Source organism: Streptomyces odontomachi (assembly GCF_024435355.1).
Taxonomy (GTDB): Bacteria; Actinomycetota; Actinomycetes; order Streptomycetales; family Streptomycetaceae; genus Streptomyces; species Streptomyces odontomachi.
This window is the reverse complement of record NZ_JAMJWG010000005.1, coordinates 102,045-117,046: the sequence shown is the minus strand read 5'-3', so window position 1 is coordinate 117,046 and position 15,002 is coordinate 102,045. Positions and strand designations below refer to the sequence as shown.

10 protein-coding genes are annotated in these 15,002 nt (G+C 72.1%); 5 read left to right on the top strand and 5 right to left on the bottom strand.

Annotated elements, in window-relative coordinates; all coding sequences use genetic code 11:
* Window positions 1-12: 12 nt before the first annotated feature.
* The 3 genes from NQO67_RS13340 to NQO67_RS13330 form a co-directional block, all read right to left on the bottom strand.
* On the bottom strand, window positions 13-2,373 hold the full coding sequence (locus NQO67_RS13340; protein WP_255950125.1) for a tetratricopeptide repeat protein: 2,361 nt from the start codon (window positions 2,371-2,373) through the stop codon (window positions 13-15).
* 220 nt (window positions 2,374-2,593) lie between these two features.
* Window positions 2,594-5,713 (bottom strand): WD40 repeat domain-containing protein, encoded by a 3,120-nt coding sequence (locus NQO67_RS13335; RefSeq protein ID WP_255950124.1) that lies wholly within the window; start codon window positions 5,711-5,713, stop codon window positions 2,594-2,596.
* 58 nt (window positions 5,714-5,771) lie between these two features.
* The gene (locus tag NQO67_RS13330; protein ID WP_255950123.1) at window positions 5,772-6,224 is read right to left on the bottom strand and encodes a nuclear transport factor 2 family protein; all 453 of its coding nucleotides are present in this window, start codon (window positions 6,222-6,224) and stop codon (window positions 5,772-5,774) included.
* A 101-nt stretch (window positions 6,225-6,325) separates the two neighbouring features.
* Here NQO67_RS13330 and NQO67_RS13325 point away from each other — a divergent pair, with 101 nt between their 5' ends.
* The 4 genes from NQO67_RS13325 to NQO67_RS13310 all read left to right on the top strand — a co-directional run bounded on the left by NQO67_RS13325 (window position 6,326) and on the right by NQO67_RS13310 (window position 11,186).
* On the top strand, window positions 6,326-6,892 hold the full coding sequence (locus tag NQO67_RS13325; protein ID WP_255950122.1) for a TetR/AcrR family transcriptional regulator: 567 nt from the start codon (window positions 6,326-6,328) through the stop codon (window positions 6,890-6,892).
* A 549-nt stretch (window positions 6,893-7,441) separates the two neighbouring features.
* On the top strand, window positions 7,442-8,854 hold the full coding sequence (locus NQO67_RS13320; RefSeq protein ID WP_255950121.1) for a family 2B encapsulin nanocompartment shell protein: 1,413 nt from the start codon (window positions 7,442-7,444) through the stop codon (window positions 8,852-8,854).
* 128 nt (window positions 8,855-8,982) lie between these two features.
* Window positions 8,983-10,266, top strand: a complete 1,284-nt coding sequence (locus tag NQO67_RS13315; protein ID WP_255950120.1) for a family 2 encapsulin nanocompartment cargo protein terpene cyclase — start codon at window positions 8,983-8,985, stop codon at window positions 10,264-10,266.
* A 26-nt stretch (window positions 10,267-10,292) separates the two neighbouring features.
* Entirely contained in the window at window positions 10,293-11,186 is an 894-nt protein-coding gene (locus tag NQO67_RS13310) for a geranyl diphosphate 2-C-methyltransferase (protein ID WP_255950119.1), read from the top strand.
* Window positions 11,187-11,287: 101 nt separating this feature from the next.
* Here NQO67_RS13310 and NQO67_RS13305 read toward each other — a convergent pair whose 3' ends face one another.
* Window positions 11,288-11,821 carry a GNAT family N-acetyltransferase gene (locus NQO67_RS13305; RefSeq protein ID WP_255950118.1) on the bottom strand — a complete coding sequence of 178 codons (534 nt, stop codon included), beginning with the start codon at window positions 11,819-11,821 and terminating at the stop codon, window positions 11,288-11,290.
* Window positions 11,822-11,949: 128 nt separating this feature from the next.
* Between NQO67_RS13305 and NQO67_RS13300 the strand changes: the two genes are divergently transcribed.
* The gene (locus NQO67_RS13300; protein ID WP_255950117.1) at window positions 11,950-13,533 is read left to right on the top strand and encodes a serine/threonine-protein kinase; all 1,584 of its coding nucleotides are present in this window, start codon (window positions 11,950-11,952) and stop codon (window positions 13,531-13,533) included.
* A 38-nt stretch (window positions 13,534-13,571) separates the two neighbouring features.
* Here NQO67_RS13300 and NQO67_RS13295 read toward each other — a convergent pair whose 3' ends face one another.
* Complete coding sequence (locus NQO67_RS13295; RefSeq protein ID WP_255950116.1) at window positions 13,572-14,738, bottom strand: serine hydrolase domain-containing protein; 1,167 nt, start codon at window positions 14,736-14,738, stop codon at window positions 13,572-13,574.
* Between the last annotated feature and the right edge of the window lie 264 nt (window positions 14,739-15,002).

Sequence of the window (15,002 nt, the reverse complement as noted above, 5' to 3'; positions counted from 1 at the left end):
CCTGGTCGTGCCTCAGCTCTCCGGCCGGCGTGGTGCGGGCGCCGGCTGCGCCAGCGCCCGGGCCAGCCGACTGCGCAGCGGCCGCAGCCGCTCCGGGTCGACGGTGCACCACCGGCTGAGGTGCGCCAGGTCGTCCAGCGTCTCGTGGACCCGGGTCGCGCGCGGCCCGTGGGACAGAAATCCCGTCAGCTCCTCCGCCGCCCCCTCCCAGTCTGCCCGCGCACAGCGCATGACCAAGAGGTTCGCGCGGGCGTGTGCCCGGTCGGCCGCGTCCAGCGCCTCGTCCGTGGCTGCGGCGGTTCCGACCTCGATCGCCCTGGCCCAGTGGCCGGCCGCCTCCTCCGGTCGGCCGAGGGAGCCTGCCGCGAGGGCGTTGTGGAAGTGGTACCACTCGTCGTCGGGGACGACGGCGGCGGCGCGGGTGAAGTCCGCCAGGGCCTCCTCGTGGCGGCCCAGCGTCTGGTACGCCTCGCCGCGTGCCGCGAGCGCCCAGTCGTCGTCGGGGTCCGCCTCGATCGCACGGGTGAGGTCCGGCAGGGCCGCTTCGTGGCGTCCCAGGCTCAGGAGGGCCTCGCCCCGCAGGTAGGGGATGTCCTCGTAGCCGGGTTCGAGTTCGATGACGCGGTCGAAGTCCGCCAGCGCCTCCTCGTACCGGCGCAGGGCCTGGAAGCACTGCCCCCGGCGCTCGAGCGCCCAGGTGAACTCCGGGTCCAGCCTGAGGGCATCCGTGAAGTCGGAGACCGCCTCCTCGTGCCGGTCGGCCAACCGGTACGTCTCACCGCGGCCGACGCGCGCTCCCAGATAACGGGGGTCGATCCCGATCGCACGGGTGAGGTCCGCCACGGCGTCGTCGAACCTGCCGGCCGCCCGATGGGTCAGACCCCGCTCGGCCCACGCCCACGCGTACTCGGGATCCAACTCGATCGCACGCGTCAGATCGGCAACGGCCTCGTCATACCGATCCAGCCGCCGATACGACACACCACGCCCACCCAACGCCCCCACGTACTCAGGATCGATCCCGATCGCACGCGTGAAGTCCGCCACCGCCTCCTCGAACCTGCCGGCCGCCCGATGGGTCAGACCCCGCTCGGCCAACGCCCACGCGTACTCGGGCCCCAGCTCGATCGCACGGCTGAGGTCCGCCACGGCCTCGTCGAACCTGCCCGCCGCCCGATGGGTCAGACCCCGCTCGGCCCACGCCCACGCGTACTCGGGATCCAACTCGATCGCACGCGTCAGATCGGCAACGGCCTCGTCATACCGATCCAGCCGCCGATACGACACACCACGCCCACCCAACGCCCCCACGTACTCGGGGTCGATCCCGATCGCACGCGTGAAGTCCGCCACCGCCTCCTCGAACCTGTCCAGCAGGCGATACGTCTCCCCTCGGCCGCCGAACGCCCCCGAGTGCTCGGCGTCGATCCCGATCGCCCGGGTGAAGTCCCGTACCGCCTCCTCGTACCGCCGCATCTGCCGGTACGTCCCGCCCCGCCGGACCAGGGCCCACGCGTTCTCGGGGTCGAACTCGACGGCACGGGTCAGGTCCACCAGGGCCTCCTCGTGCCGGCCCAGGGACTCGTACGCGACGCCTCGGCCACCGAGCGCGAACACCGAGTCGGGTGTGTTCGCGAGCATGTGGGAGTAGTCCCGCACCGCCTCCTCGTGGCGGCCCGCGGTCCGGTGCGTCTCGGCACGCCACAGCCGGGCGATCTCGTACCCCTCGTCCACTTCGAGGGCCTGCGTGAAGTCCGCCACGGCTTCCTCGTACCGCCCCAGCGCCTGGTACGCGAGGCCACGGTCCGAGAGCGTGACGCTGTCGCGCGGCTCCAGCTCCAGGGAGCGGCTGAAGGAGATGAGGGCCCCTTCGAAGTCGCCCATGAGGCGGTACGTTTCGCCGCGCCCGTAGTGCGCACGCGCGAGGCCGCCGTCCAGTTCCAGGGCGGCCACGTAGTCGCTGAGGGCCTCGTTGTACCGGTCGGCCCACCGGTGTTCCGTCCCGCGCACCGCGTACGCCAGGGCCCGCTGGTCGAACCGGAGCCCCGGTGCGGCGAGCAGGCGCGTCAGGAGGGTGACGGTGCCGGACTCCTCGTCTTCCGCGGCGTCCTTCAGGTACTGCCCCCAGTCGACGAGGGCGGGGGCGCCGGTGTCCTGCCCGGCCCGCAGGAGGGTCCGCGCCCATGCGCGCAGGGCGTCGGCGCCCGCGTCGGAGTCGCAGACGCTGATCAGGTCCGGCAGGGTGGCGGCCAGGGCCCCACCCGGGTCGGCGCACAGCCGGTCGTAGACGGCGTCGAGTCGGGGGTCCGGTCCGTCGGCCGCCGCATTCCGGTCGGCGTCCAGCTGCCCGTCGGAGCCCGGCCCCCGCGCCACCCCGCCGGTCTCCTGCCGTCTCCGTTCCCCGTCTGATCGCAAGGCTCCCCCGCCCCGTAGCCGAGGGCCGTCCCCCGCCCCCGTGGCCGACCGTGCACGTGCCGTCAGCAGAGCATAGCCAGCGACGGGTACGGGGACGGGCTGCGAGCCGGCCGCGTACGGGGGCGCCGGAGCGGGCCCGTGGGGTCACCGTCCGGGCTCCCGTCCGGCCCCCGGGCGGTCACATCGGCGGCTGGTTGAACCCGGTGACGGACAGCCAGATGGCGCTGAAGGCGACGCTCGGGCGGTCGTTGAAGTCGTCGCCGAGCGGGATCAGGTCCAGCAGGTCGAGCACGGCGGAGAGGTGACCGCACTCCGCTGCCCGTTCGATCAGCTGCGTGGTGGGCATCCGGCGCTTGGCGTGCGGGGTGCGCTGGAGTTCGGCGTACTCCTGGGCCAGGCACGCGATGTCCTCTTCCGAGGGGGTGCGGGGGCGTACCGGTGGGGTGCCGTGCGCGGCGGCCTCGCGGGCCTGGGCGAGCAGGTCGTCGGTGTACCAGTCGTGGCCGCCCCAGGTCTCCACCAGGTCGGCCCGGCCGATCTCGGCGAACACCTCCAGCACCTCGTACGGGACGGCCCAGCCGGGCAGCCCCTGGAACTCGGCGGCCAGGTCCAGGTGGCCGCTGCGGGCCAGGTGCACCAGCCATTCCGACTCGGCGTGGTAGCCCTCCGGCGGATGGCCGGCCCGGTCCGCGAGCAGTTCGCGTACCAGGTCCACGCGTCCGCACTCCAGCATCGCGCGGGCGACGGCGACGTGGTCCTGCCACGGGTTGGGTTCGACGGTGATGACCGAGCGGGCGTGCCGGAACCAGCCGTCGGCGCTGCCGACGTCGCCCAGGAGCTGGCAGGCGGAGGCGAACGCGGCGGAGGCGTCGGGGCCCAGCTCCTTGCCGTCGGCCTCGATGACGAGCGCGGCGGCGAGGTCGAACGCGGTGCGCGCCGGGGCGGGCAGACCGGCTCGGGCCAGGCAGACGGCGACGTCGGACAGCGCGGCGATCCGGTCGGGCAGGTCGGGGATGTCCTCGACCAGGGCCATGGCTCCGTCCGGCGCTCCCTGGCGGGCGCGCAGCCGGGCGGCGGCGCGCAGGTACGGGCCCATGGCGAAGCCCCAGCGGATCGGGTCGAGTCCGACGAGCGCACGGCGCGCCGCCTCGTACAGGTCGTCCAGGGTCGCGGTGTTCGGCGGCGGCCAGGCGGTGGGCCGCCAGGAGCCGGCAGGGCCCACGGTCCCGTCCGGTCCCACCGGTCCCACGGGCTCTTCCGGTCCCGCAAGACCCGCGAGACCGCCGGCGCCGGCCAGCTCCTCCAGCTCCTCCCGGTACTCCTGGAGCAGCTCGGCGTCCTCGGAGTCGGGGAGGTCGGCGGCGGACAGCGCGTCGGGCAGCACCGTCAGGTCGCCCCACCGCACCGGCCAGGCGTGGCGGCGGCCCACCGCCCAGGTCAGGACGGCGTCCAGGTCGTCCGCGCGGCCGGGTGGGGCGATCACGGCGCCGGGGTCCAGGGTCATCGCCCAGGTGTGCTCGTCGAGGGTGAAGATCTTCTCGCCGAGGTCGCAGGCCGCGTCACCCTCCACGGGGCGGGGTCCTTCGGGCACCCGCAGGAAGGTGAAGTCGCCGACGACCTCGCCGGTGTCGGCCCGCACGAACCGCACCCGGGTGGCGCCGATCTGGACGAGGGTGTTGTCGGCGCCCCAGTGCACCGCGTAGGTGTCCTCGATGGGCATGGTGCGCACCCGCCACGGGCGGGCCGGGTCGGACAGGTCCCACACCTCGACGACCTCTTCGGAGGTCATGCAGGCGGCACGCTGCCCGTCGGGCGCCCACGCCCAGGCGTTGCGGTCGCCGGTCCAGCGCTCGCCGTCCTCCCATTCCGGGTGCGGGATCGGGACGCTGCCCAGGTAACGGTCCTCGTCGAAGATGTGGGCCGTGGGCGGTGCGGTGGCGGAGCCGGGGGTGAGGGCGGCGAGCCGGTTGGTGCCGGCGGCCCAGCGCAGCGCGGAGGGGCAGCCGAGGACGTACGGGCCGCAGCGGATCCGGCCGTCGTCCGCGTCGCGGAAGAACAGGCCGCGGCGGGTGACGTGGGCGACGAGGCGGCCGTCCGGGCTGAGCCGGGCGTGCCGGGCCGGCCCGTACCACAGCACCCTGCGGGTCGCGGCGTCCACGCAGATCCCGTTGGACCCGTACAGCCGGGTGCCGTCGGGCGAGAAGACCGGGTCCTCGATCCACTTCCCGACGCGGAACTCGTCGCCCTCGTCGTCGGTCCCGTCCTCGTCGAACGCCCTGCGTACCGCGGGGGGCAGCTGCCGGGCCATCGCGAACGGGTGCTCGCCCGTGAGGCGGTTGGGGTCCCAGTACAGTTCGCCGCGGCCCAGCGGCACGAGGCAGCCCTGGAGCCCGCCGTCGCCGTTCGTCCCGCTGTGGTAGTAGACGCTCCGGCCGTCCGGCGCGAGGGCGTACGGGGACGGGCGGGAGTTGCCGTCGGAGACGCCGATGGTGGCGAGCGGGTCGGGGTCGTCCTCGACGGTGGGGTCCCACGCACCGACCATGTTGGTGTTGTGCAGCAGGGCGATGCGGGTGGCGTCGGCCGACCACTGGACGGTGCGCTCGTAGTCCGGCCAGCCGATGCCGCCGTTGATGCCGGTCACGGTGTTGACGCAGCGTCCGGTGGCGACCTCCCAGATCTGTAGGACGCCGCCCGCGTCGTAGTCGTCGCCGACCCAGCTGCCGGTGGCGAGCCAGCGCCCGTCCGGGCTCAGCGCATGGCCGACGATCTCCACGTCATGGCCGTACGGGTGGCGCAGCGTGGCCTGCCCGGTGTCCCTGAGCCGGCGGGTCGCCAGCCGGTGCGCCTCGGTGACGCCCTCCTCGCGCTCCACCTCGGTGAGCCGTGCCCGCAGCGGCGGCAGGTCGCGGTCCGGTGTGAACGCGGACCAGTCGGCCCCGTCCAGAAGGGCGCGCAGCGCGTCCGAACCGGCGGCGGCGTACGCGCCCGGCGCGAGGAACACCGGCGCTTCGGCCACGACGGACGCGGCGCCGCACCCGCGACCGCTCCCCTCCGCGCGCTCCACCAGGTCCACCAGCGCGTCCTCGTAGAGGTACGGCATGGCCGACATCGTGTCGGTGACCGGTACGGGCCCCCGCTCGCCTTCCGCACAGAAGATGAAGTCCGCCTGCTCGGCCGTGGCGTCCACCACCCGCACGCCGAGCGCCTCCAGCCGACGTATCGCCTCGTCCCGCCCGATACAGTCGAATTCGCCGTACAAGGCGGCGGTGCGCCCCCGTAGTTGCAAGTCCATAGGCATGGAACCCTAGGGGACGCGACTGACATGCCGCGGAATCCGACCGTCCGCCACCGTCCCGTCACCCCCTGGCGCCGGCGACCGCCGCGCTGTCCATGTAGTCGCGTACCCGCGTGAGCAGCCCGCCGCTGACGCGGAGTACGAGCAGGCCGGGGACCTCGAAGGCGGCGCCCCCCGGCAGCGTCCCCACCACCACGTGCTCGGCGACGATCACTTCCGGATCGACCGTCTCGTGGGCCGCGGTCCTCCTGACCTCCGTCACCTGCACGGGGCTCGCGCCCCACGCCGCCCGGTATCCCGCGCGCACGGCCGCACGCCCTTCGAAGCGCGGCGGGAAGCCGGGGGAGACGAACGGGAACTCGTGCACCGCGTCCTCTGCGTACAGGTCCGCGAGGTCGTCCGCGGACTTGTCGAGCATCGCCTGGTAGTAGCGGGCCAGCACCTCGCGTGCGGTGCGCACGCCTGCGGTACGGGCGGCAGGCGGCTTCAGGTCGTTCGGCTGGTCCTCGGACACGGCGTTCCCCCAGTGACTCAACAAGCGTTGACCCAATCACCGTAGCCGGCCGCCGGATATTCGGTCAACGCTCGTAGAGCGAACGTCTGTAGAGTGACGCCGTGCCCGCCCCCCACCAGTCCCGCGCCGACCGCCGACGAGCCACCGAGGCGCGCATCCTCGGCAGCGCCCGGACGCTGTTCGCCGAGAAGGGGTTCGACCGCACCACCATCCGAGCCGTGGCGGCAGCGGCGGGCGTCGACCCGGCCCTGGTCATGCAGTACTTCGGCTCGAAGCGCGAGCTGTTCGGCCAAGCCGTGCAGGCGGTGCCCGAGCCGCCGGCGACGGGGGACACCGAGGCGCTCGTCGATCAGCTCCTGACCTCGCTCGACCTCAAGCTCGGCGGCCTTCCCGAGGGCACCCTCGCGATGATGCGCTCCATGCTCACCGACCCGACGGCGGCCGATCACGTCCGCGACGCCCTCGGCCGGCAGATCGACGGCATCAGCGCGACCCTGCCCCCGTCCGAGGACCCGGAGTTGCGCGCCGCCCTGCTCATCACCACCCTGCTCGGCGTGACCATCGGCCACCAACTCCTGACCCTGCCCCCGCTCCGCGACGCCCCGGCCGACCGCATCGCCGCCCTGCTCCGCCCGGCCTTCGCCGCGTTGGCGGGGCCACCGGACTGAACGCCCGTAAACGCTTTCGTGCGTGCCGCACCCTTCGTGCCCTGGGGCGCATGGGACGACAAATTCGCTGACGCACACGAATACTCCGCAGACCGGATCCGCCACGTATGCGACGTGCTTCCCGGTTGCTCGTGGTCACCTGTGACGCACGCAAGAGACATCCGGCCATCGAGGTACCGCGGAGTTTCTCCGCCACGATCCTCACGCGATCCCCGCTCACCAAGGTGTACGTCGACGGGCGGCGAAATGGCGGCTGACGGCTCGGCGCCGGGCCTGATGCCGTGCCACCGGCTCAGCGGCGGGCTCGGCACCCCTGTCCGGGCGCGTATGCGACCGCGGCTGAATCTCGTAGGTCGCTCACGCAAACCCTGATTCGAGCCAGATCATCGTATCGAGTTAATGTCATCGGCTTTTTGGGCCAGCCGGGTGCACCGGCCACTAACGTTCCACGGGTTCTGGCCGGATTCCCGGATGTTTGCCCCCCTTTTCCTCTTTCCCGGTGGTGGGCACGTGTGTCCGTCACCGCCCTGCCGAAGGAGAGCTCGCCCGATGACCGTTGAGACCAGCCCGGAAGCGCAGCCCGAGTCGACTCAGCCGTCCAGCCTGAGCACAGCGGCTGCCCGCAACCTGGCGACCACGACCAAGTCCGCACCGCAGATGCAGGAGATCACCTCCCGCTGGCTGCTGCGGACCCTCCCCTGGGTCGAGACCAAGGGCGGCGCCTACCGGGTGAACCGGCGGCTCAGCTACACCGTCGGCGACGGACGCGTGGAGTTCGTCCAGGACGGCGCCGAGGTCCGGGTGATCCCCCGCGAGCTGGGCGAGCTGGCCCTGTTGCGCGGCTTCGAGGACGAGGAGGTGCTGACGGCGCTCGCCGGGCGGTGCGTCCAGCGTGACTTCCGGGCCGGTGAGACCCTGGTCGAGCGGGGTGCGCCCGCCGAGCACATCCACCTGATCGCGCACGGCCGCGTCAAGCACAGCTCCGTCGGCCGATACGGCGACGAGGTCGCCGTCGCGGTACTGGCCGACGGCGAGCACTTCGGTGAGCAGGTGCTGCTGGACGAGGACGCGCAGTGGGACTTCACCGCCACCGCCGAGACCGCGGGCACCCTGCTCACCCTCGCCCGCGCCGACTTCGCCACCGTGCTGTCCAGCGCGCCGAGCCTCCAGGCCCACGTCGAGCACTTCACCTCGCTGCCCCAGCAGCGGCAGAACCGCCACGGTGAGGCGGAGATCGCCATGTCCGCCGGCCACACCGGCGAGCCCGACCTGCCCAGCACGTTCGTCGACTACGAGCTGAAGCCGCGCGAGTACGAACTCTCCGTCGCGCAGACCATCCTGCGGGTCCACACCCGGGTCGCCGACCTCTACAACGGGCCGATGAACCAGACGGAGGAGCAGCTCAGGCTCACCATCGAGGCGCTACGCGAGCGCCAGGAGCACGAGCTGATCAACAACCGGGAGTTCGGACTGCTCCACAACGCCGACTTCAAGCAGCGCATCCAGACCTACTCGGGACCGCCCACCCCGGACGACCTCGACGAGCTGCTCTGCCGCCGCCGCGGCTCCAAGTTCTTCCTCGCCCACCCCAGGACGATCGCGGCGATCGGCCGCGAGTTCAACTCGCGCGGGCTCTACCCGAACCACGTCGACCTCGGCGGCCAGCAGGTCCCCGCCTGGCGCGGCGTCCCGATCCTGCCCTGCAACAAGATCCCCATCACCAAGGAGCAGACCAGCTCGATCCTCGTCATGCGTACCGGCGTGGAGAACCAGGGCGTCGTCGGCCTGCACCAGACCGGTCTGCCGGACGAGTACCAGCCGGGCCTGTCGGTGCGCTTCATGGGCATCGACGAGAAGTCGATCATCTCCTACCTGGTCAGCACCTACTACTCCGCCGCGGTCCTCGTTCCGGACGCGCTCGGCGTCTTGGAGAACGTGCAGATCGCCCGCCGGCAGGACTGAGGGAAGAGCCCTGCCCGGCGACCGGCACGGCCCGGGGGCCCCGGGCCGGCCGGGCCGGCCGAGCCGGTCCGGGGTCCAGGGCCGGCCCACCCACTTCACCAAGGAGCCGAGGAGTCAAGGAGCCATGGATGCCTGCCCCTGAGCCGTCCCCCGCGTGCCCTGCGCCCCCCGCGTCCCCCACGCGACCGAGCCTGCCTGCGGCGGCTCCCCACTCGTGGGCGTTCGACGTCCCCGCCGCCGAGGCGCCTGAGGTGCGCGAGGCGGGGACGGTGAGCACCGCTCTGGAACGGGTCCTGCGGGGGCCCAGCGGCCTGGGCACGGCGAGCCTGTACCTGACCCGGTGCGCGGAGCCACCGGCGCCGCCGCCAGCGTCGGAGACGTCGGGCGCACCGGCGGCAACGGAAGCCTCGGAATCCTCGGGCGCTCCGGCGAAGGGCGACCCGATCCCGGGCCTCTACCACCACCCGGTGCCGGAGCCCGACGCCGAGCGGGTGGCGGAGGTGAGCCGCAGGATCAAGGCCTGGGCGCTGGACGAGGTCAGCCTGTATCCCCACGAGTGGGAGGACCAGTTCGACGGCTTCTCCGTGGGCCGCTACATGGTCGCCTGCCACCCGGACGCACCCACCGTCGACCACGTGATGCTCGCCACCCGCCTGATGGTGGCCGAGAACGCGGTGGACGACTGCTACTGCGAGGACCACGGAGGCTCCCCCGTCGGCCTGGGCGGACGCCTCCTGCTCGCGCACACCGCCCTCGACCCCCTGCACACCACGCAGGAATACCAGCCGCAGTGGGAGGAGTCGCTCCACTCGGACGCGCCGCGGCGCGCGTACCGCTCCGCCATGGAGTACTTCACCCGGGAGGCCAGCCCGTCCCAGACCGACCGGTACCGGCACGACATGGCCCGGCTGCACCTGGGTTACCTCGCCGAGGCCGCCTGGGCGCAGGAGGACCACGTCCCCGAGGTGTGGGAGTACCTGGCGATGCGCCAGTTCAACAACTTCCGCCCGTGCCCCACCATCACCGACACCGTCGGCGGCTACGAACTACCGGCCGACCTGCACGCCCAGCCCGCCATGCAGCGCGTCATCGCGCTCGCCGGCAACGCCACCACCATCGTGAACGACCTGTACTCGTACACCAAGGAACTCGCCAGCCCCGGCCGCCACCTGAACCTGCCCGTGGTGATCGCCGAGCGGGAGAACGCCTCCGAACGCGACGCCTACCTGAAGGCGGTCGAGGTCCACAACGACCTCATGCACACCTTCGAGGCCGAGGCCGCCGCCCTGGCCGCCGCCTGCCCACTCCCCAGCGTCCAGCGCTTCCTGCGCGGCGTCGCCACCTGGGTCGACGGCAACCACTACTGGCACCAGACCAACACCTACCGCTACAGCCTGCCCGATTTCTGGTAAGCCGACCAAGGAGAACGGAACTGTCGATGACCAGTACCGACGTCACCCCCGTCACCGCCCCCGCGAACGCCGCCGCGCTCATCCCCACCCCGGCAACGCCCTACCAGGGCGACATCGCCCGCTACTGGGACCGCGAGGCCAGGCCGGTGAACCTCCGCCTGGGCGACGTCGACGGCCTCTACCACCACCACTACGGCATCGGCGACGTCGACCACGCTGCCCTCGGCGACGCCGAAGACAGCGCTTACGAGAAGAAGCTGATCGCCGAGTTGCACCGCCTGGAGTCGGCCCAGGCCGAACTCCTCCTCGACCACCTCGGCCCGATCGAACGCGACGACACGCTCGTGGACGCCGGCTGCGGCCGCGGCGGCTCGATGGTCATGGCCCACCAGCGCTTCGGTTGCAAGGTCCAGGGCGTCACCCTCTCCGCCAAGCAGGCCGACTTCGCCAACCAGCGCGCCCGCGAACTCGGCATCGCCGACCGCGTACGCGCCCGCGTCTGCAACATGCTCGGTACGCCCTTCGAGACCGGCCAGGCCCGGGCCTCGTGGAACAACGAGTCGAGCATGTACGTCGACCTGCACGACCTCTTCGCGGAGCACTCCCGTGTCCTCGCCGTCGGTGGCCGCTACGTGACCATCACCGGCTGCTGGAACCCGCGCTACGGCCAGCCCTCGAAGTGGGTCTCCCAGATCAACGCGCACTTCGAGTGCAACATCCACTCCCGCCGCGAGTACCTGCGCGCCATGGCCGACAACCGCCTCGTGCCCCAGGCCGTCATCGACCTCACCCCGGCGACGTTGCCCTACTGGGAGCTGCGGGCCACGTCCTCCCTGGTCACGGGCATCGAGGAGGCGTTCATCGAGTCCTACAAGGACGGTTCCTTCCAGTACGTGCTGATCGCGGCGGACCGGGTCTGACCTCGCTCCGGCAGAAGGAAGGGCCGGGTCCGTCGGTTTGACGGACCCGGCCCTTCCTTCGGAACGGCGACCTGACCTGCGCACAGCGGTGGTGAACGGGCTCAGGCCCCGGCGACGACCTCCGCGCGCAGCACGGAGTACTGGGCCATGTCGCGCCACACGCCGCCGCGGAAGTAGGCGCCGCGCAGGACGCCCTCGCGGGTGAAGCCGGCCCGCTCCAGGGCGCGCTGCTCGGGGATGTTCACCACTTCCGTGCCCGCCTCGATCCGGTTGGCCTTGGTGTGGGCGAACAGGTACTCGACGAGCTGACGCTGGGCGCGCGTGCCGTGGCCCTTGCCGCGTTCGGCGGTCAGCAGGGAGATGCCGATGTTCCAGCAGGGCGAGAGGAAGCCGTGCCGGACCTCATGCCACTGCACCTCGCCGATCAGCCTGCCCTCGTCCCCGGCGACCGCGAGCCGCCCGCCCTGGGGGGAGAGGAAACCGTTCTCGGCCCACTGGCGGCGCAGTTGCCTCGGATCACGGTAGCCGAAGAAGCCGAGCTCTCCGGCCTCCGCGGGGTCATCGTGAAGGCGTTCGAGCAGGTCGAGGTCCTGCTCGGTGATCGGGCGCAGGTGAACGTGATCGCTGTCGGGCATGGCGCCCAGACTACGGCCGGCGAAACCGGTCCACGGCCCGTCACAATCGCGCTGCACCTCGTGGCAACGTGATGCGCCGGGTCCGGCGGCGGACAACGATGATGTACATGCCACCGATGGATCCCAGGATGCCCGACCCGCGCTCGCCCGAGCCCACTCCGCCCGCGCAGTCCGCCACGCCGCCCGGCATACCGCCGACCGTGCCGAACACCAGGGCACCGGACGGTACCGGACGAACCGTCGGCGGCCGGTACAGGCTGGTGGAACGCCTGGGTGGGGGCGGCATGGGGACCGTCTGGCGTGCCGTCGACGATGTCGTCGGACGCACCGTCGCCATCAAGGAGCCGAGACTCCCGGAGTACCTGAGCGAGGCCGAGCGGGCGAACGCGCACGAGCGGATGCGCCGCGAGGCGAAGGCCGCGGCGGGCATCGCGCACCCCAATGTCGTCAACGTCTTCGACGTCGTGGTGGAGGGCGGCCGTCCGTGGATCGTCATGGAGCTGGTCCCCGGCCGTACCCTCGCCGACGAACTCACCGAGGGCACCCTCGCTCCGGGGCGCGCCGCCGAGATCGGCCTGGCCGTGCTGGAGGCGCTGGGAGCCGCGCACCGCGCCGGCATCCTGCACCGCGACGTCAAACCGGCGAACGTGCTGCTCAACCCCGACGGACGGGTCATCCTCACCGACTTCGGCATCGCCCGTATCGAGGGCGAGCAGCCGCTGACCCGCAGCGACGCGATCATCGGGTCGCCCGAGTACGTCGCCCCCGAGCGGGTGAACGGCCTGCGTCCCGGCCCGCCCGCGGACCTGTGGTCGCTGGGGGTGCTGCTCTACGAGGCCATCGAGGGCCTGTCCCCGTTCCGCCGTGGCACGGCGCTGACCACCATGCTCGCGGTGCGCGACGAGGACGTGCGCCCGCCGCGGCAGGCCGGACCGCTCACCAAGCTGATCACTGCTCTGCTGAAGAAGGACCCCGACAAGCGGCCCACCGTCGCCGAGGCCCGCCGCGCGCTGCGCGCCGCGGCACCGAAGCCGCCGGCCGGCGGGGACGACGACGCACCGCCCGTGCCGTGGTGGCGGCAGCGCCGCGTGCAGGCCATCGGGGGTGGCGGCGCCGTCGTCGTGGTCGCGCTCGTCGTGCTGTTCTCGCTCGCCTCGCCGTTCGGGGGCGAGGACGCACCGGGCGGCTACCGGCGTTACGACGAGCCGCAGTTGCACGCGAGCATCGCCGTCCCCAAGGACTACCGCCGCAAGCTCGCCGGGGGAAAGGCGGCCCAGACCCTTCACTTCACCGAGCCGGGGGGTGTCATCTCCGTCATCCTCTACCGGACGAAGGACAGCGACGACGCGCTGTCCGCGGCCGAGAAGTTCATGGACGGATACAAGGCGGACGACGTCCAGTACCAGTTGAATCAGTACAACACGCCCTCGGACGACGGAGCCTGGGTGAACCTCAGCAACACGCTGGTCGACGGCACGCACCGGTTCCACGGCTCCCGCGTGGGGACCATGGACTTCACGTACCAGAAGTGGGACACGGACTCCGACAAACCGAGCGAGCAGACGTACCGCCAGATGGAGATGGTCGCGGTCGGCAAGGACGGCTGGACGTACGACCTCTACGCGCAGTTCCCCGCCGACGGCACCCCGGGCAAGGAAGGCGCCGAGGTCTACCGAACGGTCCACGACAACCTGCACCTCGACGAACTCTAGAACGCCGGCACGCCGACGTCGCTCACGTCACGCACCCGCTACCTGAGCGCGGCCATGACGATGCGCTCGGCGACCGGGTTCATGTCCGTGCCCTTGGCGTCCGTGGAGTTGACCGAGTAGACGAAGGTGCGGCTCAGGTCGCGGGTGGCGGCGACGGCCGTGCTGTAGCCGTAGCGGGCGCCGGACTTGATCCAGTAGACCTTGTCGCCGTACTCGAAGCGCTGGAGGCCGGCGCTGTAGGTGGCGCCCGCGATGTTCGCGGGGACCGTGAACATCTCCTGCAACTGCGGCTCGGGGACGATCCGGCCCCGGAACAGCGCCGTGATCAGCCGCTCCAGGTCGGCGGTCGTGGAGATCATGTCGCCCGCCGCCCAGCGGTCCGCCTGGTTCCAGTCCGTGATGTCCACGAACCGTGTCGTCCCGTCGGCGTCCGTCACGAGCTGGTAGCCGTGGTTGTGGGGGCCGTGGAGGTACGGGTCCGCGCCCGGGAAGTACGTGTGGTGCATGCCGGCGGGGCGCAGGACCAGGCGGGTGGCCTCGGAGGCGTAGGAGTGGCCCGTCACCTTCTCGATCAGCATCGCGAGGATCGTGTAGTTGATGTTGAGGTAGTCCTGCCGCGTCCCCGGGTCGAACTCCGGGCCCTTGGCCACCGCCGACGCCACCACCTCGGCCGGTGTCAGCGTGTCGAAGCGGTGCGCGTACTGGTCGTCGAAGTCGTCGCCCCAGCCGTCACCGGCCTGGATGCCGCTGGTGTGGTTGAGCAACCGGCGTACGGAGATGGGCTGGAAGGCCGGGGTGAGGAGGGTGGGGAGGTAGTGCTGGATCGGCTGGTCCAGGTCCACTCTGCCCTGGGCGGCCAGTCGTAGCACCGTCGCCGCCGTCACCACCTTCGTCGTCGAACCGGCCCGGAAGAGGGCGTCGGGATCCGCCGCGCGCCCGCTCGCCAGGTCGTGCACGCCGGAGCTGCCCCGCCAGGTGCCGTCGGTGCCGCCGATGCGGACCAGCGCCGCGGTCGCGTCGGAGTCGGGAAGTCCGGCGAGTGCGGCGTTCAGGGCGTCCGCGTCGGGCCCGCCGGTCGTCGTCCGCGGCGTCGCCGCGATGGGCGCGGCGGCGGGCGCGGCGAAGGCGGGCGCCGCCAGCGGAGCGGCCACCAGGGTCAGGACCAGGGAGGCGGCGAGGACGGTGCCACGGCGGTGCAGTCGCATGCAGAACCCCTTGCAGAGTGGAAAGTCGACGTGCGGTTCGTCGACATCCTCTGGCGGTGTGTCGCCGCCGGAATCGTCGGCGAGGAGGGCGTCAGACCCTGGAAGGGCCCTGAAGGAGCCACCCCGCGCGCCCCGGAGTCCTCGGGGTCGCTCCCTAAGGGATCGTCGGATGACAAGGTGAGTGCCGCCGCCCCGGGGTTCATACGGACGGCGTCCACAAACCGGACCGGGCCTTGACTCGTGCGGGGGCCGGTGAGGGCCGGG